The organism is Companilactobacillus zhongbaensis (assembly GCF_003946515.1).
In the GTDB taxonomy this organism is placed as follows: domain Bacteria; phylum Bacillota; class Bacilli; order Lactobacillales; family Lactobacillaceae; genus Companilactobacillus; species Companilactobacillus zhongbaensis.
Map to the genome: position 1 here is coordinate 1 of NZ_RHOM01000033.1, position 23,157 is coordinate 23,157.

Here is a 23,157-nt window from a genome sequence, read left to right on the forward strand (position 1 = left end):
GACACCCTTGTCCTCAGCTCGTGATTCCGACTACTACGGCTCACAGTGGACTTTCACCACCTAGTTAACGCCCATGCCGAGCGCACCCAAATTTTACTTGGCAATTTATTGCCTAGTAAAAGACCGAGTTTTGAGATGTCCGAGGTGGGCTTCCTCGGATAGCTCAAAATCGCGTCGGCAGCGTTCCAGTGGCTGTATCCCCGGGCCCCGGAGCCGGCAGTGAACCACCAAAACAAACTACCACCACTATCCCAACAACAACACAAACAACCTACCGCCGGTCACGAATAAACAGCATCCCAACCAATCCACCAAAAACAACAACAAAAATAGAAACAACCAGCACATCAACAAACCCAGCATCAAAAGCAGAAAACACCCCGATCCAATCCGAAGAACCAAAAGCAGCGCCAGCAGCCCCAACCGGACCCAACTCAGCAAACCGCATCAACCCAGCATCAGCTAAACCATCACGAAAGCCACCCCCAAGAACCAATCCCAAAACCACAACACCAAACAAAGAACCAAGCTGTCGAAAAACATTAACAACCCCACTAGCAATCCCAACAAACCGCCGCTCAACCGAATCAACAGCAGCCCCAGAAAGCGGAGGATTAACCACAGCATTACCGATCCCAATAATCACAAAACCAGCCAAATAATTGAGATAAGTCACCGTCAAAGAAACCACCGAAACAACCTCAAACAAACCGACCCCGATCAAAATCAAGCCAGCCCCGATCAGCCATCTCTTAGCAAACCGATTCGACAAAATCCCAGCAATAGGACCGATCAACAAACTCATCATCCCGATAGCCAACTGCTGTAAACCAGTCTCCTCAGCAGAATAACGCAAATAATTTTGCATCCAAATAGTCATATAAGTAAAGAAAGCATACAAACCAGCCCCTAAACAAAACGAAGCCACCGCCGTACCAATAAAAGGTAACGACTTAAAAATATCCAGGTCGATCATCGGTTGAGCTAACCGTTTTTCAATCACCACAAACAAAAACATCAGCACTAAACCTGCGACAAAAAAGCTACTGATGCGGTAATCCAACCAACCAAATTCAGAATGAGCTTCTTTCTGGACTAAACCCCAGACCAAGCAAAAGATCATCGCAGTAGAAATAATCATCCCTAACCAATCGATTTTTTCATCGCGGTCACGTTCACCAAAAGTCTCATCAACGTATCGGCTACCCATGATCAAGGCAATAATACCGATCGGCAAATTAATGAAGAAGATCGAACGCCAGCTGAATCCTTTGATCAACAAGCCACCGATCACCGGGCCTAAAGCCGTAGCGACACCAACGACTGAACTCCAGACGCCAAAGGCGATGCCCCGTTCTTTTTCCTCAAAAGTTTCTGCCACGATCGTCATCGACAAAGCCATCATTCCAGCACCACCGACACCTTGAAAAAGCCGCGACAAATTCAGCTGCAAGGCTGTCATCGACAAGGATGAAAATAACGAGCCGAGCGTAAAAATAGCTAACGAGATCAAGAAAACTTTTTTCCGACCGAACAAGTCACCAAATTTCGCCGCCAGCAATAGACACATCGCAAATGATAAAGTATAAGCATTAATGACCCACTGCAAGTCAGCGTATGTAACTTTGAGCTCTGATTGGATCGTTGGTAAAGCCACATTAACGATCGTCGAATCTAACAGCGACATGAAGACGGCGATACACAAGGCTGCCAAAGCGAGCCAGCGCCGATTTCGGTTAGTTTTTGCCATAGTTACGCCCCATTTCTTATTATTAATTAAATATAGCAGAATTTTTTTTGATTAAATAATTCATTTTTGGCAAAAAGCCGTCATTAAAGGTTTAAGAAAGTCTAATTGTGAATTTTGATACATAAATTAATTTATTGATTTCAAAAATTGATAAATGATGCACCCTTACGAAACCTGATATATCAATCTCATAAATATTATTAATTACTTATTAGCTTTTTGACTATGATTACAGCTCTTATTTATGATAGAAACATCACAAAGTAATAATTGTTTTAAAAAAATATCTGGAGGTCATCAAAATGACAAATTTTAGAACCGAATCTGATACATTAGGCGAAGTTAAAATCCCTGAAACTGCTCTCTGGGGAGCACAAACAGAACGTTCTCGTAATAACTTCCCCACTGGTGAAAAGATGCCCCTTGAAATCATCAAAGCATTGTTACAAATCAAAAAAGCCGCAGCCATCGCTAATAAGGAAGTAAAATCAATCGATGCTGCTAAGGCTGACTTGATTGTCGAAGCCATCGACAAACTTTTGGCCTTAGACGACGAAGAACTTAGACAAGACTTTCCATTAGTTATTTATCAAACTGGTTCTGGTACACAAACAAACATGAACTGTAATGAAGTAGTTGCTCACATGGCAGCTAAGATCAATCCTGATATTGAGATCCTACCTAACGATGACGTTAACAAAGGTCAAAGTTCAAACGACATCTTCCCTACAGCTATGAACATCACTGCTGCACGTGCCGTTGATAAATTGGAAGAATCACTTCAACACTTGATTGACGAATTAAAAGCTAAACAAGAAAAATATTGGAAAGTAGTTAAGATTGGTCGGACTCACTTGCAAGATGCTACTCCATTGACATTTGGCCAAGAAGTTAGTGGTTACGTTTCAGCACTTGAACACGACTTAGCCTACTTAAAACAATTAAACCCAACACTTGGCGAATTAGCTATGGGTGGAACTGCTGTTGGTACTGGACTAAACGCAGCTCCTGGATTCGCTGATATTATCGCTAAAGAAATGAGTACTCTTTACGGAGTTGAATTCACAGCTGATACTAATAAGTTCTACGGATTGGCTCATCACTCAGGACTAAACGTCGTTCACGGTGCCATCAAGACTTTAGCAGCTGACTTGATGAAGATCGCCAATGATATTAGATTCTTAGGTTCAGGTCCTCGTTCAGGTTATGGCGAATTGAACATCCCTGCTAACGAACCTGGTTCATCGATCATGCCTGGTAAAGTTAACCCTACACAAGCTGAAGCTATTACCATGGCAGCCGTACGTGTTATGGGTAACGATGTTGTTGTTGATATTGCAAGTTCACAAGGTAACTTCGAAATGAACGTCTACAAACCAGTCTTGATCAGTGCATTCCTTGAATCAGCAGAATTACTAGCTGGAACAATGACAGGATTCGCTGACAAGATGATCCACGGTCTAACAGTTAACGAAGAAAGAATGGAAGAACTCGTTAACCAATCACTAATGACAGTTACAGCCTTATCACCACATATCGGTTATCACGAAAGTGCTACGATCGCCCAAGATGCCCAAAAAGAAGGCACATCACTTCGTGAAGCAGCTGTAAAATCAGGATTATTAACTGCAGAACAATTCGATGAATGGGTCGTTCCGATCGACATGACAAACATCGACTAAAAAAATTTTTTAAGTGAGGAAATCATGGCAGAAAAATACAAATTTCAACCAACAAACATTAATGAACTCAAAGATGCTTACGATTTGATCATCGTTGGCTCCGGTGGTACTGGCTTGACTAGTGCCCTCCAAGCACACGAATTAGGTTTAAAACCAGTCATTCTTGAGAAAATGCCTTCGATCGGTGGAAACACAACACGTGCTTCTTCCGGTATGAACGCTAGTGAGACGACAGTCCAACTAGACCACAAGATCGTTGATAATATGGATGACTTCTACAACGACACCTTCAAAGGTGGTGGCAAAAAGAATAATCCGGAATTGTTGAAATATTTCACGACTCATTCTGCCCTAGCGATCGACTGGCTCAAAGAGCACGGAATCGTCTTGGACGACTTAACAACTACTGGTGGTATGAGCGTCATGAGAACACATCGTCCTAGCTCAATGGCTCCGATCGGTGGTTTTCTCGTAACCGAATTACTCAAACAAATTGATAAAGAAAACATTCCATTATTTACTGACGTTTACGTCAACAAGATTTTGGAAGAAAACAACAAAGTTTGTGGTGTTGAGATCGACCTCGATGCCAAAACTACTACTATTAAAGCTGACGCTGTCATTCTTGCTACTGGTGGATTCGGTGCCAACCCAGATCTTCTAACAAAATATCGCCCTGACCTTAAAGGTTACAAGACTACTAATCAATCTGGTGCAACCGGTGATGGTATTAAATTAGCCGAAAACATCGGTGCCAAGTTAGTCGACATGGACCAAGTTCAAGTTCACCCTACTGTTCAACAAGATACAGACCACCCATTCTTGATCGGTGAAGCCGTTCGTGGTGAAGGTGCTATCTTAGTTAACAAGTCTGGTAAACGTTTCGTCAACGAATTGGACACTAGAAAAAATGTTACAGCAGCCATCGATGACCTAAATGAAAAAGGAGCTTATTTGATCCTTGATCAAGGCATCCGTGACCGTGTCAAAGCCATCGAGTTTTACGACCACGTTGGTTTAGTGACAACTGGCCAAACACTCGATGAATTAGCTGAAAAAATCGATATCGACGCATCAGCCTTGAAAGAAACAGTTGCTACTTGGAATTCTGAAGTTAAAGATGGGGATAAAGAATTCGGTAGAACAACTGGTATGGATCGTGATGTATCAATTGCACCATTCTTCTCGATCCACATCGCACCAGCCGTTCATTACACAATGGGTGGCGTTGCTATCAACGATAAAACACAAGTACTTGACGAAAAAGATCAAGCCATTGAAGGATTATTTGCAGCCGGGGAAATAGCTGGGGGATTGCATGGAAACAACCGTATCGGTGGAAATTCCATTGCAGAAACTGTTATTTTTGGGAGACAAGCTGGGGAACAAGCCTTCAAGTATGTAGCAGAAAGTGGCAATAATTAATCATGACACTCGAGAAATTAAACTATAAAAAATTTCTCATTCCCGTCATTGTTGGTTTAGTAATTTGGTTGCTCTCACCAATTAAACCAGCCGGTGTCAGCTTAGGAGCTTGGCACATGTTCGCCATCTTCGTAGCCACGATCATTGGCTGTATCACCCAACCACTACCGATCGGTGGTGTCGCCATCATCGGTTTCACCATCACTGTCCTAACCGGAACAGTCAAGATGGATACTGCCATCGTTGGATTCGGTAACAGCAGTATTTGGTTGATCGCCATGGCCTTCTTCATCTCGCGTGGTTTCATCAAAACGGGATTAGGAAGACGGATCGCCGTCTTATTCGTACGAATGTTTGGAAAAAGCACTCTAGGATTAGCCTACTCATTACTAGGAGTTGACTTGATCCTCGCACCAGCTACACCAAGTAACACCGCTCGTGCCGGTGGTATCATGTATCCAATCATCAAATCATTAGCTGAAGCTTTTGGATCAGATCCTAAAAAAGGCACAGAAAGAAAAATGGGATCATTCTTGATCTTCGCTGAATTCCACGGTGACTTGATCACCGCAGCCATGTTCTTAACAGCCATGGCCGGTAACCCACTAGCACAATCACTTGCTGGTCAGTTGGATGTCAAGATCTCTTGGATGGGTTGGTTCTTAGCCGGATTAGTTCCTGGCTTGATCTCACTGATCGTCATCCCATTCGTGATTTATAAAATGTTCCCACCAGAAATCAAGAAAACACCAGATGCTAAAGACTGGGCTAACAAACAACTAGACGAAATGGGTAAATTCTCCCTACCTGAAAAATTAATGTCAGGTATCTTCGTCATCGCCCTACTACTTTGGATCTTGGGTGGAACACTTGGTATCGATGCAACATTAACAGCCTTCATCGCCCTTTCACTATTGATACTTTCAGGAATCTTACAATGGAAAGATATCTTAAACGAAAGTGGTGCTTGGAACACCTTAGTATGGTTCTCAGTTCTAGTAATGATGGCTTCGCAACTTAACAAATTAGGATTCATTCCTTGGTTAAGTGGCGCCATCGGCGGAAGCCTCAAGGGTATGAACTGGATCCTAGTTATGATCATCTTGATCGTAGCTTACTTCTACAGTCACTACTTATTCGCAAGTAGTACTGCTCACATTTCTGCAATGTACAGTGCCTTCCTAGCTGTTGCCATCTCAGCCGGAGTACCACCAGTACTAGGTGCTTTGATGTTAGGATTCTTCGGAAACCTTTGCTCATCAACTACACATTACAGTAATGGACCAGCCCCAATTTTATTCGGTTCCGGATACGTTAAACAAGGTGAATGGTGGAGAATGAACGCAATTCTCGGTATACTTTACTTTATCATCTGGATCGTAGTTGGATCACTATGGATGAAACTCATCGGAATGTGGTAAAAGTGGAGGCTAACATGAACACCAAAGATTTGGATTACTTTAAAACTTTAGTCGAAAAAAGAAATTACACTGAAGTAGCAGAAATTTTTCAAGTATCGCAACCAACGATCACCCAAGCCATCAAACGCCTGGAAAAAGAATTTCAAACTAAACTAGTCCAAGTCGATCGCGTCCATCAAAAAACCGAAATAACCCGAACCGGTCAGCTGCTTTTTGAAAAGTCCCTAGCCATCCAGAAAAATTTGGAACTAGCACACAAAGAAATAGCCGCAGCTGACAGCCAGAAAATCAAGTTTGGTCTCCCACCAATCATCGGATCACTCTACTTCCCACAAGTAGTCGGAGACTTAGCCAAAGAAAACTTATTAGACAAACTTCAAATTTTTGAAAGTGGCTCCAATACCCTCTTCCAAAAACTAGAAGACGGTGACGTCGACATAGCCGCCATCGGCTCCTTATTACCGATCAACAACCCGCACTTCAAAGTAACAAAATTAGGAACACGTCCCTTCAAAATCGTAGTAAGCACCAAACATCCACTAGCAAAAAGCAACGAAGCCGTAGATTTCCAAGATCTAGGCAACGAAAAATTCATCGACTTCGCTGGCCAATTCATCCACGGGAAAATCCTACACGACTACTTTGAACACACCGGGATCCAACCAGAAATAGTCCAAAAAACACCGGACATCTCCTGGTACAAGAGCCTAATAAGGGCCAATATCGGCATCGGCATTCTCGTAACCGACGAGATCAGCCAAGAAGACAATAACCTGAAAGCATTAGAAATAAAAAATCCGATCCCAGAAAATTTCAATGTGTCTATCGTACGACGGGCTTCTTACATACTTAAGCCTGAGGAAAAAAAGATGATAGATATATTAAAAGAAATAAGGATCGTATAAATATTTTTTGAGCAACTACTTTGTTGGTGGTTGCTTTTTTTGTTGTGGTCTTATTGCCGGTTCTGGGAGGGTTCCGGGAATTGCGCTGTGGCTTCCTTAGTCGTTCGGTGGCGTAGCCACCACCAAGAACCAGTTGCGCAAGTGCGTTAGCACTTACGTTCCTTTATTTCATGGCTGACAGCGAATTCCCTCCACCCTCCCAGAACCTAAGTTTACAAATAATTTATTTTTTGGGTGGGATACGGTACTTATCTTTACTGGTTTAAATTGTTTGGGTTGATCTAGTTGGACCTATTTTTTGTTGAGTCTTACGAGTTTTATTTCCTGATTTATCTGGTCAACTTGTTTATCGTTTCTCATCGGTTGGTATTTAGATTTAGTGGATATATTCGATTTATTAGCTAGTCGCCTTTATTAGCTAGTGTGATTTGTATATAAAAAAAGATCCTTAATGATAAATATCAAGGATCAGTAAATCTAAACAATATTTTGCTTTGAATTCTATTTTGGGTTTGGGTTTAGTCTTTTGATTTTGACCTTATTCTAGCCAAAATTAAACAGATAGATCGAGTAACCAAAATCGTACGACTCATAAATGACTTAGTTCCTCAAACTTACCGCTACAATCAAAACTAACAAGAATAAGTACCGTTATCACCCACCAACAAAGATACTGATTACTACCCTAGGTTCTGCGGGAGGGTGGAGGAAAATCGCCGTCAGGTGTGAAATTGTTCTTGGCGACGAAGGAGCTTAGAACAAGACTCGTATTTGAGATCGTCGAAGCGGGCTTCTTCGAGGAGCTCAAATCGATGTCCACACCTTTCCACGGCGAGTTTTCCGGAACCCTCCCGCAGAACCGGAAGTGAACCATCCACCAAAACATTTTACTCTCCTATTATTTCAAACCCGTATCCTCTTATATGCGACTTCAGCATCTTTAAGTACCTCTCTCCTATTGGGGACAGCTCTAACTGTTCTTGCTTTAGCCACCCCAGCGTTATCGAATCATCAACATCCAACGGAATTGCTACGATTTTATCATCGTTTAGCTTATTTGAGATGATTCCGGAACTTATGGTGTAGCCATTTAAACCGACCATTAGATTGAAAATCGTTGCTCTGTCTGATACTTTGATGCTTTTCTTTCGGTCTAGTGTGCTTAATATTTCTTCTGAAAAATAGAAAGAATTGCTTTCTCCTTGTTCGTAAGACAAGTAGGGATAGTCTACTAGATCGTCTAGCGTTACTCTTTTTTTCCTCGTTAAGGGATTTTGTCTGCCTACGAAGACGTGCGGGGAGGCTGTGAATAGTGGGGTGAAGACTAGATCTTGTTCTTTGAATAGTTTTTGAAGGACTTGTTTGTTGAAGTTGTTCAAGTATAAGATGCCGATCTCGCTCTTGAAACTTCGTAAGTCACTCAAGATGTTTTTGGTTTCAGTTTCTCTTAGTGTGTATTGATATTCATCGGCGTCTAAGGTTTTGATCAGTTCTACGAAGGCGTGGACTACGAAGGCATAGTGCTGGGCCGAGACTGAAAAAGCTTTATTTCTAACTGGTGCTTTTTCGTAGCGATCTTCTAACAGACTCACTTGATCGAGCACTTGGCGCGCGTAGATCATGAATTCTCTGCCTTCGTTAGTCAACGAGACACCTAATTTACTGCGGAGCAAGATCTGGATGCCCATTTCTTGTTCTAGGTCACTGATGGCTTTGGACAAACTAGGTTGCGTTAAATAAAGTTCTTTGGCAGCTTCGTTGATCGAGCCTGTTTTTACGACCGTTTCTAAATAAACTAATTGTTTGATCCGCATAGTCTCACCTCAATTTTTTCTAATTATAGCTCACGTTATAGTTTAAAACTATAACCAGTCCTTATTTTTTTCAGTTATCCAATAAGAAGTAATGATGTTAGATTATATTCAATTACTACTAATTCAAAGGGGACTTACATATGACAACATCTATCATTGGCTTTCCTCGCATCGGGGAAAATCGGGAACTTAAATTTAATACTGAAAAATATTGGCGCCAAGAGATCTCAGAAGATGAGTTACTCTTGTTTGCCAAAGACTTACGAAAAAAGCATTGGGAGTTACTGCAATCAGCTGGAATTGACGACATCCCCTCAAATGATTTTTCGTTTTTCGATACCACTTTAGACACGGCTTTCTTGTTTAACATCATTCCTGACCACGTTAAACAACTCGATCTGTCACCACTAGACAAATATTTTGCGCTCGCTCGTGGATATCACGGTGACAAGGGTGACACGAAGGCATTGCCAATGAAAAAATGGTACAACACTAACTATCACTATTTAGTACCACAAATCTACGAAGATACTGAAATCAAATTAAACGACAGTAAGATCTTCGACGAATTCCAAGAAGCTAAGGATCTCGGCATTACCACTCGCCCAGTCATCGTTGGCCCCTTTACTTTGCTGAGTTTGAGTGAATATCACGACAGTAAAGCCGAAACAGTGCTACCCGCTTTAGTTGAAGCTTATCAAGCAGTCTTCCAGAAGCTTCACGATCAAGGTGCTGAATGGATCCAGCTGGATGAACCAGAACTAGTCAAAGACGTCACTGGTGAAAAATATCAATTATTCTTGGACGTTTATAAACAACTTCTCAAAAATAAGGCTGGTCTAAAAATATTGATCCAGACTTACTTTGGTGACGTCCGCGACGTCTATGAAGACTTGATCGACCTACCCGTTGAAGGAGTCGGTTTAGACTTCCATGAAGGTCGCAAAACTGCTGAACTAGTCAAATCTGGTTTTCCTGACGATAAAGTGCTTTTTGCCGGTGTCGTCAACGGGAAAAATATTTGGCGCAATAACTATCAAAAGACCCTCGAATTGGTCCAGTCATTGCCTGCTAAAAACATCGTCTTATCTACTTCTTGTTCCTTGCTCCACGTGCCATTTACTATCGAAAATGAAGTTTTCCCTGAAGATGTCAAAAAACACTTCGCTTTTGCGACTGAAAAATTGACTGAACTCACTGAATTACAAGCTATCCTCGATGGTAAAGCTCAAGAAGCTAAAGAAAGAAACGAGCAGCTTTTTGCGACAGAACGAGTTACTCCTGATAAAAAAGTTCAAGAACGGGTCAACTCACTGACAGACGACTCATTCGTCAGACAACCTAGCTTGGAAGAACGGGCTAAGATCCAGAAAGAAGAATTCGACTTACCTGTTTTGCCAACGACAACCATCGGCTCCTTCCCACAAACTAAAGAAGTCAGAAGAACTCGTGCTAAATTCCGCAAACATGAGATCAGCCAAGAAGAATACGACGACTTCATCGCCGGTCACATCAATGAATGGTTGAAGTGGCAAGAAGACATCGGACTCGACGTGCTCGTACATGGGGAATTCGAACGAAACGACATGGTGGAATACTTCGGCCAAAACTTATCTGGCTATCTCTTCAGTAAAAACGGTTGGGTCCAATCATACGGAACCCGTGGTGTTAAGCCTCCAATCATCTGGGGCGACGTTTCACGGACTAACCCTATTACCGTCAAATGGTCGACTTATGCGCAAAGTCAAACTGACAAGGTCGTCAAAGGTATGTTGACCGGACCTGTGACAATTTTGAATTGGTCCTTCCCTCGTGAAGACATTTCTCAAAAAGAATCTACCACTCAAATTGCCTTAGCCATTCAAGATGAAGTCTTAGACCTCGAAAAAAATGGTATCCGGATCATCCAGATCGATGAAGCTGCATTAAGAGAAAAATTACCATTGAGAAAATCTGACTGGTACAGCGAATACCTCGATTGGGCCATCCCGGCCTTCCGTCTTGTTCATAGCAAAGTCAAACCAGAGACACAGATCCACACTCATATGTGCTATAGCGAATTCACCGACATTATCCCTGCCATTCAAAACATGGACGCCGACGTCATCTCCTTTGAAGCTTCCCGATCTAATCTTGAGATCCTCGATGCACTCCAAAGAGAACACTTCAAATTACAAGTGGGACCAGGAGTTTATGACATCCACTCACCACGGATCCCTTCAGTTGATGAAATCAAAACGACCATCCACAAGATTCTCGAAAAAGTACCAGTCCAAAAAGTTTGGATCAACCCTGACTGTGGTCTAAAGACCCGTGGGATCGAAGAAGCTAAAGCTAGTGTTGAACATCTAGCCACAGCCGCAAAGGAAGTCAGAGACGAAGTAAAAGAGGAATTGTAATATGATAAAAACAAACACCGGACCCCGCTTGTCTTTTGAAGTCTTTCCTCCAAATTCCCAAGTCGGAGTCGACAACCTAATTAATACACTGGATGAACTCAAAGGCTTAGACCCTAGTTTCATCAGCGTAACTTGTAGTAATCACAAACTAGATTACGAAAAAACGACCATCGATCTAGCTGCCTATGTTCACGACACCTTAGAGTGTCCTACCATGGTCCATATGCCAGCAGCTTACGTCACTAAAGACGAAGTCTCCCGGATCCTTGATCAACTAGAAGAAATGAACATCAAACAAGTTTTAGCCTTGCGAGGAGACATTATTGATGGCGTAACGCCCGAAAGTGACTTTCGCTATGCCAGTGACCTGACGACCTTCATCAAGCAAGTAAAGCCCGATTTTGAAGTCTCAGGAGCTTGCTATCCTGAAGTCCATCCCGATTCCAAGAATCGCATCGATGACGTCAAACACCTCAAGCAAAAAGTCGATGCCGGCTGCGACCAATTGATCACACAGCTTTTTTATGACAACGATCAGTTTTATCGCTTCCAAGAGGAATGCGCCATCGCTGACATTAACGTGCCAATTCTAGCTGGTATCATGCCGATCATCAATCGTAAACAAGCCTTACACGTCCTCGAAAACTGTGCTGCTTCACTACCTAAGAAGTTCCTAGCAATCTTGGACAAATACAAGGACAATCCGGTCGCTTTAAAAGAAGCCGGGATTGCCTATGCCATCGACCAGATCGTCGACCTCGTGACCAATGACGTCGACGGCATCCACCTGTATACGATGAACAAATCGGATACAGCTCGCCACATTTACATCAATACCGCATCGTTGTTTGACCTCGATCAAGCAAAAAAATAAGTTGGACTACCACGATTTAACAGCCCAAATTTGGACACAGCAGACGCTGTGTTTTTTTATTGTCCAGATTCAGTAGCTTTGTTTGGAACAATCCAGAAATTAATTTATAATTGATACAAGTTTATTTTGAGGTGAACGACATGGACAACAAGTCAATTAAAAAAATATTGATCAGAGTAGTGAACATAATTTGGAGCTTTGATGAAGATACGAATAAAGTTTTAGTCTTACTCGTGCAAAATTCTCTCGAGCCGTATGCTGGCAAGTGGGGGTTGCCATCTACTTTGTTGCGGACTGATGAGAATGCCGAACAAGCTTCACTCCGCTTGATCAGGGAAAAAATCGGTATCGACTTACCGCATTTTTACACCGAACAACTAGCAACTTTTTCCAGTATCGATCGTTCACCCAAAAATCGTGAAATTGCCTTAACTTACATGACGTACCTGCCTTCCATGCCGAAACTCACCCCCGGATATGGTGCTTCCGACGCCCAGTGGTTTGCGGTCGGTTCATCTAAAAATCAATATACCCTCAATTATTCATCCCTCCAATTCAAAACCTTGTCGGATAAAGTTTCCGACGCTGATTTTTATGTGCATATTAAAAATTACGAGAAAAAAACGAAATTACTCTCCGATCACTCATTAATTTTGCGACAAGCTTTTCAACGGGTCACTAATCGACTCGATTACTTGCCGACTATTTTGTTGACGCTAGGCGAAAGCTTTACTTTGAAAAAAGCTCGGATCGTCTATGCGACTTTTTGGAAGCAGTCAGTCGGTTCGATCGATAACTCAAACTTCCGAAAAACTCACGGCCCACTATTTAAGGAAGTTGGCATCGAACGCGGTAAAAGTGGTCGTCCTGCCAAGTTGTACAAATTAAGAGAATATCTTGACGTCTTGTAGATTGCATGATACTCTCTTTTTATACTAATAAAGGTACATGATACCTTTAATAATATTTTTTATTTTCATTATAAAAATTTGGGGGTAAAGTTTTGGAAACAACGCAAAAAAAAGCCCAAAACCACGGTATTAAATTACTTATGGTCTTGGGTACTGCTTGGCTGTTTGATGCAGCCGATGTTGCTATACTATCTTTTATCATGCCATATATTTCTAAGGAATGGACACTAACGCCTAGTCAATTAGGCTCAGTTGGTGCCATCACAACTGTCGGTATGATGATCGGTGCGCTCTTATTCGGTTATCTTGCCGATAGATTCGGTAAAAAGAATATTATTATTATCACGCTCTTGATCTTCTCAATCAGTAATCTGGCCTTAGCCTTTACGACTAACGTCTGGCAATTCATGATCGTTCGTTTCATCACTGGTGTTGGACTCGGGGGAGAACTACCAGTGGCAGCCACGATCATTGCCGATTCATTTTCCGGTAATAAGCGCTCAAAAATGTTGATCTTAGTCGACAGTTTTTGGGCCATCGGTTGGATCGTTGCTTCACTATTAGCTTTCTTGTTCATGCCAAAATTTGGCTGGAGAGCCACAGTTATCGTAACAACCATCATGGCACTTTACACATTGATCTTACGTCGCCACTTACCGGCAGACGTCAACGTTAAAAACAACAAGCTCAGCCTAGGCGTTTCTTTATCAAAGATTTTTTCAAAGGAATTCCGTCTGCAAACTATCTGTTTAAGTTTACTTTGGTTCATCATCATGTTCGTCTACTACGGATTGTTCCTCTGGTTACCTTCTGTCTTGATTGCCAAAGGTTTCTCAGTCATCCACAGTTTTGGTTATGTTTTATTGACTAGTTTTGCCCAATTGCCTGGATATTTCTTGGCTGCTTACTTAATGGACAAGATCAATCGTAAAACTATTCTATTGATCTACTTGATTGGAACTATTACTGGTGCTTCGATTTTTGCGACAGCTAGCAGCACTGGTATGGTGCTATTCGGTAGTATCTTATTATCATTCTTCACTCTTGGTGCTTGGGGGATCATGATTGCCCTAACACCAACTCAATACCCAATCGAACTGCGCGGTATGGGTATTGGTTTTACTCAAGCAGTAGGTCGTGTCGGCGCCACGATCGGTCCTTACTTAGTCGGACTGTCACTTGGACTAGGTATCAGCATTACTACTATTTTCTTCTACTTCATTATTGCTTTGATCATCGGATGTGTTGTGATCTCATTTGTTATGATCGATAACGATCAAGCTAATGAAGTGGTCGAACAATAGTCATGCATTAACCTTCAGAATGGGCAACGATATTCATCGGCGGAATATTGTTGCCTTTTTTGGTGCTTGGGATTAGAGAGCAATTCTGACGATTAGTGTGTTGATTGGTGCAGGTGTGCTAGAGGTGAGAGAGCTTTTGGCAGACGAGCAGCGTTTTGCTTGTGATGACGTTGGTGATTTTAGGTGGTTGGGAGTTGAGGTAGTAGTTTGGTTGTACGTTCACTGCCGACTCCGGGTCCCGGGATACAATAAGGGAACGTAAGTGCTGGCGCACTTACGCAACCGAATTTGGTGGTGGCTACGCCACCGAACAACCAAGGTCGGGAACGCTGCCGACATTGATTGAAGCTATCCGAGAAGACCACTCGGACATCTCCAATACAAGTCTTATTCTAAGCGATAAATCGCTAAGAATAATTTGGCGGCTGAGGTGTGTATCCCGGGCCCCTCCGTCTAGATAGTGCAATCCCCCCTTTTTTGGAGTTGGGGAATAGGTGCTTCCTAGTTTTATTTGCAAGATTTATTTTGTTTGAGCTCCTTGCTGCTTCTCGGTTCGCGGGACTAGAGCTCCGCTCATTTTGTTTCCTGACGTACCTTTGAGTTGCAATCTTTTCTTTCTTTTCTGGTTGGATAAGTTTTGATATTATATTTTATTTCTTGCTTTTGCTTTTTTGCTTGCGTGCTCGATTCTCTCACACTCCCGCCTGGTGGTTGTAGCATTAGTTTGTCGTTGATTTCTATTTAATTGTTGCAAAATGTTGCAGTTTTTTTGTGAAGATTAATCTTTTTGATTACCTTGCTTCTCTGGTCTGTCTTTCTCGCCTCTTCTTTTTTTGCTATGATATAGAGATATAAAGTTAGACGAGTGTTTTTTGTCAGAGGAGCGTGTTCGTGTTATGGATATTAATCGGCGCACTATTGTAAAGTATGGTCTTATTGTTTTGTTGGCTTTATTCATTCTTGTTTATCCGACTCAGATCTACGGATTTTTGATGACGATTTTGGGTGTGATTATGCCTTTGATCCTTGGTGGTATTCTGGCTTATGCCTTAAATATTTTGGTTAAGCGGATCGAGAAGCATTTTTTTCCTAATACTAAGATGAAGTGGCTGAAAAAGTCGAAACGGGCTTGGGTTATTGTTTTGTCCTTGATTATTATTGTTTTGATTTTGGCAGTGGTTTTCCGTTTGGTTATTCCACAATTTATTAGTGCTTGGACTAATTTATTTAAGTCAGTGCCTGCTATTTTTACGGATATTTCTGATTTTGCTCAAAAATTGAATAAGAATTCAGTTATTTCTGAACAGATCAATTCGATGAATGTTAACTGGTCATCTGTTCAAGCTAAGGTCATGAAGTACTTTACTTCTAGTTTGACTAATGTCTTTAGTTCATCGCTTGAATTGGTAACGGGTTTTGCCAAAGGTATTGTTAACTTTATTCTTGCCTTTACTTTTGCCATTTACATCCTCGCTTCCAAGGAAAAATTAGGTGGTCAGATCAATCGTGTTTCGAAAGCTTTTATGAAGGAAAAACATCGTGAGAAGATCAAATACTTTTTAAATGTGACTGACAATATGTTCAGTAGCTTTATTGCTGGACAAGTGGTTGAAGCTTTTATTCTCGGTAGTTTATGTGCTATCGGTATGTGGATCTTCCAATTCCCATACGCCCTGCCAGTCGGTGCCTTCATTGGTATCACTGCTTTGATCCCGATTATTGGTGCTTGGCTTGGTGGTGCCGTTGGCTTCTTGCTGATTGCCGTGGAATCACCATTAAAAGCCGTACTGTTCATCGTCTTCATCCTCGTCTTGCAACAAATCGAAAGTAACCTAATTTATCCAAAGGTAGTCGGCACATCGATCGGTCTACCAGGGATCTGGGTCCTAGCTGCCATCACAGTCGGTGGTGGTCTAGCGGGGATTGTCGGCATGTTAGTCGGCGTACCGATCTTCGCAACAGCCTACACGCTACTACAACACAGCGTTCGTGGAAGATTAAATTCACCGAAATTAGAACCAGATCCAACTTCAGAAAAAGATTAATAAATGCGTCATAGATTGCAGAAAACAGTCTATGGCGCTTTTTCTTTTAGAGTTCATCTAATCTACAAAATAATTGATAGTTATATATACTAAACGATAATTTAAAAATATGGCGAATTTAAAAATATGCGGAATTGATGATACAAAAAATTTAATCTTTCGACTACTATTGATTTATACAGAATGCACCTTCGGCAACTTTAAAAATGATCTCAAAACACTAAGCGAGCACAAATAGGATAGTGGGTAAAGTCAAAATGAAGCTAAAGAAAATGTCCATCCGTCTTATTTTTTTCGTACCGATCATTTTATTTATTGTCTACTTGGTTATTCCAGAAATAATGTATAACACGTTATTAACCAGTGCAATCAATTCTGAAATTCATACTGGAAAGATCATTTCAAAATCAGAAAATAACCAGACAAGAAAATACTTCGAAGAAAACGAAAAAACATCTGTAACTTGTGTCACCGATTTCCAAGGATCACAAAAGGATACTGGATATTTGGTAGCGAGTTTAAAAGGAGATCACGCAGCAGGTATCTTCGTTAAATTCAATTCGTTCGGCCCCTATTTGACCAATTACCACGTAATTTCGGCCAAACTGATTGACTAGCTCTCCATCTTCTACGAAACTAGCCATTCTACTCAAATATGACATATCAAAACAAAAAACTCTCGGTATCGAAAAGGATACGGAGAGTTTTTTACATCAAAATATTATTTTTCAACTTCCTTAGCGCCTAAAGCAGCAACAATATCAGCTTCAATAGACTTAGGCTTAGTCAAAGGAGCGTATCGATCGATCAATTGACCATCACGTCCGATCAAAAACTTAGTAAAATTCCACTTGATTCGACCGTGACCAGCAGTATCTTTCAAATAAGTAAACAAAGGATCCTCACCCTTGCCATTCAAAACAACCTTAGTAGTCATCGGGAAAGTAACCCCATAATGGATCGAGCAAAAATCATTAGTCTCTTCTTCGTCAGCGTACTCTTGATGGAATTGATTAGAAGGCAAGCCAATAACCTCAAGACCATCATCGTAGTACTTTTTATACAAAGCCTCGATCTCCTCCAACTGAGGAGCCAATCCGCACTTACTAGCAGTATTAACGATCAACAAAGCCTTCCCTTTAAAATCAGCAAAGTCGATCACAGAACCATTCATCTCTTTTTCAGAAAAATCATAAATAGAAGCCATAAAAAGTCACCCCTTCTCAAAAAACGTTTATACCATTATAGCCCCAATCATCAAAAATATAGAAGAATTTGTATCGAAAAAGCCAAAAAAATTTCACCGAATGAAAACAATAGAAAAACACTAATAGATCCAAGTTTTCATGAAAAATAAAATATATTTCTCTAACGCAGGAGCGAAGCAACTGCGAAAAACTAATGGGAAGAGGCAAATATCCGGATAATCAGTTTCTACACCAAAATCTAAAAAGAAAGAAAAAAGCGGGAGCAAAGCGACAGCCCGAAAGAAGAAAACAAATCTAAAAGGAACAGTCATGGCAGCAAAAATCGTCAGGAAGAAAAATAAGCGGAGCGAAGTCCCGCGCACCGAGAAGCAGCACAGTAATCAAGCAGATAAAATCTTGCGCATAAAACTAGGAAGCACCTATTCCCCAACTCCAAAAAAGGGGGGGATTGATGCCCCATCTAGACGGAGGGGCCCGGGATACACACCTCAGCCGCCAAATAATGGAACGTAAGTGCTGACGCACTTGCGCAACTGGTTCTTGGTGGTGGCTACGCCACCAAACAACTAAGGAAGCCAGTGTGTGTATCCCGGGCCCCGGAGTCGGCAGTGAACCTCCACCACACCAAACTACTACCTCAACCCCATACACACCTAAAATCACCAACGCCACCACAAGCAAAACGCTTCTCGTCTGCCAAAAACTCTCTCACCTCAAGAAAAAAAGCCTCGCATCAAGCGAAGCTTCACCAATCTATATATTAATACAATGCATAAGTAGCACCCTTAGCCAAAAACTTAATCTGCTCAGGATAGTCATTCTTCTCCAAATGCAACTGACCAATAGTCTTCATAACCCGGTCATTATCTTTCAATCGACCAAACAAATAAGTAAATGAATACTTATCATCGATCAAAGTATATGTTCTCAACACCAAATCCTTAACAAAATTGTCTTTATCGATATCTTTATCAGCATTGAGATCTGTGTAAAGCGCCGACAAAACTTTCTTAGCTTCCGTATTATCGTTTAGTTCCATGTATATACACCTGCTTTGTAAATTTCGTTCTTGCTTTCCGTTTATGATTAGATGGTATCACACCTATACCAATCACGCAGTACTTTTAATAATTTCTTCATAATTAAATCAATAATACTTCAAATCATCTCATCAACGAAATAAAATCATTCACATCTAACCCCCATAACACAGGCACTCTCGCCAAAATACGACCAACAAAAAAAGCATCATCGCCAACATTAAAATTGAAGTCGATAATACTTTTATCCAATAGTGTGCCAATCCTAGATGTCGCGTGATTTAACCGGCTTAGTGAAGCCAGTTTTAAACAAGAAAATCAAAATAATAACCACAGCCACCACTAGAATCAACGCCGTAAACATAATATTGTGGATCCCTGAATACAAAATCTGGCGCATTTCCGGCAACAAATATTGTGGCAAGTTCTGTGCTGTTTTGGAATTACTCAAGTTATTCATCATTTCCATCGTCAACTTACCATGACTTTGGTTGACACCATTCAACAGCGCATGATTCAAAATAACCCCATAAATAGCTGACATGAATGTTTGGCTCAAGATTCTGACCAAGTACGCAAACGAAGTCGCAATCGGCACATCTCTAGGTTCAGCGTCGTATTGCACTGCAACTTGTAACACATTAAAGCACAGCCCGATACCGAACCCTTCAAATGCACCCATCAGCAGCAAGAACCAGTAACTACTAGATTCATTGGCAATAAACAGACCGACGAAAGCGATGAAAAAAGTTGCTGTTCCGATGGCAATCAAATAATAGCGCCCCAGTCTTCTTTGCATGATCGGACCAGCTTCCGAACCAATGAAGTTCGTCACCGAACCAGGGATCTGCGTCATCCCTCCGATCAAGGCACTCAAGCCCATGATACCTTGAGCCCACATCGGAATGTAGATGTTGAAAGCTACGAATGCGCCCCATAAAAAGGCGAACAAGATCATATCGACCACTAATTTCGGATTTTTAAAAAGCCGGTTGGGAACGATTGGATCTTCGGCCCGATTTTCGACCCTGATCATCCAAGCAATCAACAAAGCACCAACAATCAAAAAGCCGAGTGTGACAAAGATCGAAGCTACACCGATCTCTTGAATACCGACTAGGATGCAGATCAGCCCGATGACCATCAAAATTGCACCATGATAATCGACTTTGGATCGATTGAGGTTTTCTTTGATCTTGAAGAAAAAGACAATAATCAAGATCGATAACAGTGCAATTGGCAAGTTGATGTAAAACACCCAGTGCCAACTGAACGTATCAACGATCCAGCCACCTAACAGCGGACCTAAGATCGAAGTACCACTGAATCCGGCAGCGGCCACGCCAATAACTTGTGCCCTTCGTTGCAGATTTTTGAAGATCTGCGAATAAATAATAAATGGGATCGTGTTCATCCCTCCAGCACCGATCCCCATGACACCACGGGCGATCACGAACCAGACAATATTCGGTGCTAAACCTTGGAATAAAGCTCCGATCATGAAGACGACGGTTGCCGTAATGTAAGCAACCTTATTACTCTTTCTTTCCCCAAACTTACTCCACAATGGTGTCGAAACTGCCATTCCCAAAAGGAAAATAGCGACTAGCCACCCCATGAACTGAATACCGTGCAGATCACTGACGATTGCCGGTAAAGCAGTATTGATGATGGTAGAATCAAGTCCCGCCATCGCATTAGACAAAATTAAAGCAAATGTGACTATATATTTTCGATTCCGACTCACAAAAAATGTCCCCCATAAACTGACAAAATATTGAAATTTTAGTCCATAACTTAAAAGCTTAGGACTACCTGACAACTATGTCAAAGCTGAACCAAGAAGATTTTTGACAATAAAAAAACTCCTGTCCAAAAAAATTGAACACGAGTTAGTTTTTTAATGATTATGATTCCGAAACAGTTTCAACCCAACGACTCATCAAGTATACACTCAAGGCAGCTTCGATGGCGGAAACGACTAAGAATCCTAAAATGTAAAGAACGAATTGCCAAACATCGTTCGAGTTAGCAAACATGTCAGTCGAATTCATGACTAAGTTCATCATGAAACCAACGACCCGAAGGACGATGTAGATCACAACGACGTACAACAAGAAGTTAACGATCCGACTGCGACGGTAAGGCATAAAGTTACTGCCGGCTCTTGTCAACAAGTGAATCAAACTAATAGTAGTCCAAGCGAGAATAGTTACCACGATCATCACAATAGCCATCGAAATGAAGGCAGAAACTAACATATTCATGTCAGGAACTCGAGTACCATACATCATTCGCATCATGTTGAATGAATCGACATACTCTTGCCAATTGATCGTAGCAGTTGCCGCACAAATGATCAGTTCAACCACAGCCACGTATGCCCAGGCAAGAAATGATGTTAACAAGTTAGTACAATAAAACTTCGTATCGCCGATCGGGATCAAGCGATAGCTATCACGTGCATAAATTCTTTCGTGAGTCACCGTTATACGAACAAAAGCCCAAAGCATAATGATAAATGACCAAGAAACAGTTACTTGGAAAAAAGTATTATTGGTGAAATTACCGTTGATCAACGTCCATAAAACAGAAACGGCAATAGCAATCACGTTGATCAATAAAACAAAGTTCACTTGGCGGAACTTTTGACCCATTAAAATTTTGAAAAAGTCTTTAAAACTAGTCATTGTCAGTCCCCCTCTCGTACAAGCTTTCGTAGAAGTCTTCAATATCCATGCCTTTATCTTCACGGATCTTATCAGCATCTAAGTGGCAGTTGATCGTCTCGTCCTTAATGACCACGATCTCATCAAGCAGTGATGAAATTTCAGAAACATAGTGATCAGAAATAACGATGGTAGCAGTTTCTGGTTTCCACTTGATAATACTATTAATAATATCTTTCCGACTCATGCTGTCGATACCATCAAAAGGCTCATCCAACAAATAAAGCTCAACTTGACGTGACAAAGTCAAAGCAATAACAAATTTTTCCTTATTACCTTTTGAAAGAGCCGACAACTTCAAACTAGTATCAATATTCAAAAATTCAGCTAGTTCATTGAATCGATCAATATCAAAGTCAGCATAAACCGTCTGATAAAATTTCACGATCCGGTCCAAATGAGTCCCTAACGAAAAAGCACCCAAATGATCCATATAACTAACGTGACCCTTCCGTGCAGCCACTTCCGTTTCACCTGCCACAGTAATATCGCCCGTAGCATGAGCAACACCAGTAATGACCCGCATCAATGTAGTCTTACCAGCACCATTCTCACCCAAAAGCCCAACGATCTTACCAGATTGTAAAGTCAAATTTACATCTTGCAAAATCTTTTTGAGACGATGGCTGTAATTCAAATTTTCAATCTTCAAAATCTCACTCATCCAAAGCACCCCTATTCTTAACGTATTCCACGAATTTATCAATAATCTCAGCATCACTAAAATTCAAATCATGCAGCTGCCGATAAACCAAAGCAAACTGCTCATCGATCAGCTTCATCTTCAACTGCTCGATCAACTCAACATCAACCGTAACGAAATTACCCCGGCCACGCTGAGGCACAATAATCTTCTCATCGATCATCTGAGAAAGCGCCCGCTGAACGGTATTAACATTAGCAGTAACCTCAACAGCCAACTGCCGAACCGAAGGCAACTGAGCCCCAGGCAAAATTTTCCCAGAAATAATCTGACGGTTAAGATAATTTTGAATTTGCAAATAAATAGGAATCTTATCATCAAACTTCAAAATCATCACCCCATTCCTACTGTATTAGTTCACTAGAACACTGTAACAGCCAAAAATAAAAAAATCAACAAAAAAATCCCAGAAGCGAAGCGACTAGGAGGAATCAAACGAGCAGACACAATATTAACGCCAAAAAGAAAAATGGTGAGAAGAAGAAAAAACACAAGATCAGGGCGGGAGCAAAGCGACAGCCCGAAAGGAGAAAACGAAACTCAAAGAAACAATCGTCGCAGCAACCACCGTCAGGAATAAAAATAAGCGGAGCGAAGTCCCGCGCACCGAGAAACAGCTCAGTAATCAAATAAACCAAATCTTGCGCATAAAAATAGGAAGCACCTACTTCCCCAACTCAAAAAAAAGAGTTATTTGCCCAATCTAGACGGAGGGGCCCGGGATACACACCTCAGCCGCCAGATTCCTCTTGGCGACGAAGGAGCTTAGAGGAAGGCTCGTATTGGAGATGTCCGGGTGAACTTCCCGGATAGCTCCAATCGATGCCGTGAGCCATATTTTTCAACCGGACGATTTAAATATAATAATTTTTTAAGCAGCCATTCCTGACATTTCTCGCATTTCTGCAGGTGTTAATCCGTTATTTTTGGTTGTTCTTCTTTCTGTG

Annotated in this window: 18 protein-coding genes; 10 read left to right on the forward strand and 8 right to left on the reverse strand. The window is 41.4% G+C overall.

Annotated elements, in window-relative coordinates; all coding sequences use genetic code 11:
- Window positions 1-271 precede the first annotated feature (271 nt).
- A complete protein-coding gene (locus tag EKM69_RS10435; RefSeq protein WP_125710814.1) occupies window positions 272-1,750 on the reverse strand; it encodes an MFS transporter in 1,479 nt (492 codons plus the stop codon).
- 302 nt (window positions 1,751-2,052) lie between these two features.
- Between EKM69_RS10435 and EKM69_RS10440 the strand changes: the two genes are divergently transcribed.
- The 4 genes from EKM69_RS10440 to EKM69_RS10455 are packed head-to-tail and all read left to right on the forward strand — an operon-like array spanning window position 2,053 to window position 7,183.
- On the forward strand, window positions 2,053-3,432 hold the full coding sequence (locus tag EKM69_RS10440; protein WP_125710816.1) for a class II fumarate hydratase: 1,380 nt from the start codon (window positions 2,053-2,055) through the stop codon (window positions 3,430-3,432).
- A 24-nt stretch (window positions 3,433-3,456) separates the two neighbouring features.
- Window positions 3,457-4,857, forward strand: coding sequence for a flavocytochrome c (locus EKM69_RS10445; protein ID WP_125710818.1), 1,401 nt, complete (start codon window positions 3,457-3,459; stop codon window positions 4,855-4,857).
- Between the two features lie 2 nt (window positions 4,858-4,859).
- Window positions 4,860-6,278: an anion permease gene (locus EKM69_RS10450; protein ID WP_125710820.1), complete on the forward strand. Its 1,419-nt coding sequence runs from the start codon at window positions 4,860-4,862 to the stop codon at window positions 6,276-6,278.
- 14 nt (window positions 6,279-6,292) lie between these two features.
- On the forward strand, window positions 6,293-7,183 hold the full coding sequence (locus EKM69_RS10455) for a LysR family transcriptional regulator (protein ID WP_125710821.1): 891 nt from the start codon (window positions 6,293-6,295) through the stop codon (window positions 7,181-7,183).
- 887 nt (window positions 7,184-8,070) lie between these two features.
- Here the strand turns inward: EKM69_RS10455 and EKM69_RS10460 are convergent.
- On the reverse strand, window positions 8,071-8,997 hold the full coding sequence (locus EKM69_RS10460; protein WP_125710823.1) for a LysR family transcriptional regulator: 927 nt from the start codon (window positions 8,995-8,997) through the stop codon (window positions 8,071-8,073).
- A gap of 140 nt (window positions 8,998-9,137) precedes the next feature.
- Here EKM69_RS10460 and metE point away from each other — a divergent pair, with 140 nt between their 5' ends.
- The 6 genes from metE (at window position 9,138) to EKM69_RS10490 (ending at window position 17,147) form a co-directional block, all read left to right on the forward strand.
- Window positions 9,138-11,396: a 5-methyltetrahydropteroyltriglutamate--homocysteine S-methyltransferase gene (gene metE / locus EKM69_RS10465; RefSeq protein WP_125710824.1), complete on the forward strand. Its 2,259-nt coding sequence runs from the start codon at window positions 9,138-9,140 to the stop codon at window positions 11,394-11,396.
- A gap of 1 nt (window position 11,397) precedes the next feature.
- Window positions 11,398-12,270 carry a methylenetetrahydrofolate reductase [NAD(P)H] gene (gene metF / locus EKM69_RS10470; RefSeq protein WP_125710826.1) on the forward strand — a complete coding sequence of 291 codons (873 nt, stop codon included), beginning with the start codon at window positions 11,398-11,400 and terminating at the stop codon, window positions 12,268-12,270.
- Between the two features lie 140 nt (window positions 12,271-12,410).
- The gene (locus tag EKM69_RS10475) at window positions 12,411-13,181 is read left to right on the forward strand and encodes an NUDIX domain-containing protein (protein ID WP_125710828.1); all 771 of its coding nucleotides are present in this window, start codon (window positions 12,411-12,413) and stop codon (window positions 13,179-13,181) included.
- A gap of 140 nt (window positions 13,182-13,321) precedes the next feature.
- Window positions 13,322-14,485, forward strand: coding sequence for an MFS transporter (locus EKM69_RS10480; RefSeq protein ID WP_125710844.1), 1,164 nt, complete (start codon window positions 13,322-13,324; stop codon window positions 14,483-14,485).
- Window positions 14,486-15,357: 872 nt separating this feature from the next.
- Entirely contained in the window at window positions 15,358-16,530 is a 1,173-nt protein-coding gene (locus EKM69_RS10485; RefSeq protein WP_225423880.1) for an AI-2E family transporter, read from the forward strand.
- 242 nt (window positions 16,531-16,772) lie between these two features.
- Window positions 16,773-17,147, forward strand: coding sequence for a hypothetical protein (locus EKM69_RS10490; protein ID WP_164505925.1), 375 nt, complete (start codon window positions 16,773-16,775; stop codon window positions 17,145-17,147).
- A gap of 104 nt (window positions 17,148-17,251) precedes the next feature.
- On the opposite strand, the gene EKM69_RS10495 is transcribed toward EKM69_RS10490, so the two are convergent.
- The 6 genes from EKM69_RS10495 to EKM69_RS10520 form a co-directional block, all read right to left on the reverse strand.
- Window positions 17,252-17,737 carry a glutathione peroxidase gene (locus EKM69_RS10495; protein WP_125710832.1) on the reverse strand — a complete coding sequence of 162 codons (486 nt, stop codon included), beginning with the start codon at window positions 17,735-17,737 and terminating at the stop codon, window positions 17,252-17,254.
- A gap of 761 nt (window positions 17,738-18,498) precedes the next feature.
- Window positions 18,499-18,777, reverse strand: coding sequence for a hypothetical protein (locus EKM69_RS10500; RefSeq protein WP_125710834.1), 279 nt, complete (start codon window positions 18,775-18,777; stop codon window positions 18,499-18,501).
- 266 nt (window positions 18,778-19,043) lie between these two features.
- Entirely contained in the window at window positions 19,044-20,525 is a 1,482-nt protein-coding gene (locus tag EKM69_RS10505; protein ID WP_125710836.1) for an MFS transporter, read from the reverse strand.
- 160 nt (window positions 20,526-20,685) lie between these two features.
- Window positions 20,686-21,468 carry a hypothetical protein gene (locus EKM69_RS10510; protein WP_125710838.1) on the reverse strand — a complete coding sequence of 261 codons (783 nt, stop codon included), beginning with the start codon at window positions 21,466-21,468 and terminating at the stop codon, window positions 20,686-20,688.
- Window positions 21,461-22,171: an ATP-binding cassette domain-containing protein gene (locus tag EKM69_RS10515; RefSeq protein ID WP_125710840.1), complete on the reverse strand. Its 711-nt coding sequence runs from the start codon at window positions 22,169-22,171 to the stop codon at window positions 21,461-21,463. The genes EKM69_RS10510 and EKM69_RS10515 overlap by 8 nt, the downstream gene beginning before the upstream one ends.
- Window positions 22,164-22,538 carry a GntR family transcriptional regulator gene (locus EKM69_RS10520; protein ID WP_125710842.1) on the reverse strand — a complete coding sequence of 125 codons (375 nt, stop codon included), beginning with the start codon at window positions 22,536-22,538 and terminating at the stop codon, window positions 22,164-22,166. The genes EKM69_RS10515 and EKM69_RS10520 overlap by 8 nt, the downstream gene beginning before the upstream one ends.
- Between the last annotated feature and the right edge of the window lie 619 nt (window positions 22,539-23,157).

Bases quoted from the DNA above. Each gene is read 5' to 3' on its own strand.
- EKM69_RS10435 (WP_125710814.1), bottom strand. From the start codon at position 1,750: ATGGCAAAAACTAACCGAAATCGGCGCTGGCTCGCTTTGGCAGCCTTG.
- EKM69_RS10440 (WP_125710816.1), top strand. From the start codon at position 2,053: ATGACAAATTTTAGAACCGAATCTGATACATTAGGCGAAGTTAAAATC.
- EKM69_RS10445 (WP_125710818.1), top strand. From the start codon at position 3,457: ATGGCAGAAAAATACAAATTTCAACCAACAAACATTAATGAACTCAAA.
- EKM69_RS10450 (WP_125710820.1), top strand. From the start codon at position 4,860: ATGACACTCGAGAAATTAAACTATAAAAAATTTCTCATTCCCGTCATT.
- EKM69_RS10455 (WP_125710821.1), top strand. From the start codon at position 6,293: ATGAACACCAAAGATTTGGATTACTTTAAAACTTTAGTCGAAAAAAGA.
- EKM69_RS10460 (WP_125710823.1), bottom strand. From the start codon at position 8,997: ATGCGGATCAAACAATTAGTTTATTTAGAAACGGTCGTAAAAACAGGC.
- metE (WP_125710824.1), top strand. From the start codon at position 9,138: ATGACAACATCTATCATTGGCTTTCCTCGCATCGGGGAAAATCGGGAA.
- metF (WP_125710826.1), top strand. From the start codon at position 11,398: ATGATAAAAACAAACACCGGACCCCGCTTGTCTTTTGAAGTCTTTCCT.
- EKM69_RS10475 (WP_125710828.1), top strand. From the start codon at position 12,411: ATGGACAACAAGTCAATTAAAAAAATATTGATCAGAGTAGTGAACATA.
- EKM69_RS10480 (WP_125710844.1), top strand. From the start codon at position 13,322: ATGGTCTTGGGTACTGCTTGGCTGTTTGATGCAGCCGATGTTGCTATA.
- EKM69_RS10495 (WP_125710832.1), bottom strand. From the start codon at position 17,737: ATGGCTTCTATTTATGATTTTTCTGAAAAAGAGATGAATGGTTCTGTG.
- EKM69_RS10500 (WP_125710834.1), bottom strand. From the start codon at position 18,777: ATGGAACTAAACGATAATACGGAAGCTAAGAAAGTTTTGTCGGCGCTT.
- EKM69_RS10510 (WP_125710838.1), bottom strand. From the start codon at position 21,468: ATGACTAGTTTTAAAGACTTTTTCAAAATTTTAATGGGTCAAAAGTTC.
- EKM69_RS10515 (WP_125710840.1), bottom strand. From the start codon at position 22,171: ATGAGTGAGATTTTGAAGATTGAAAATTTGAATTACAGCCATCGTCTC.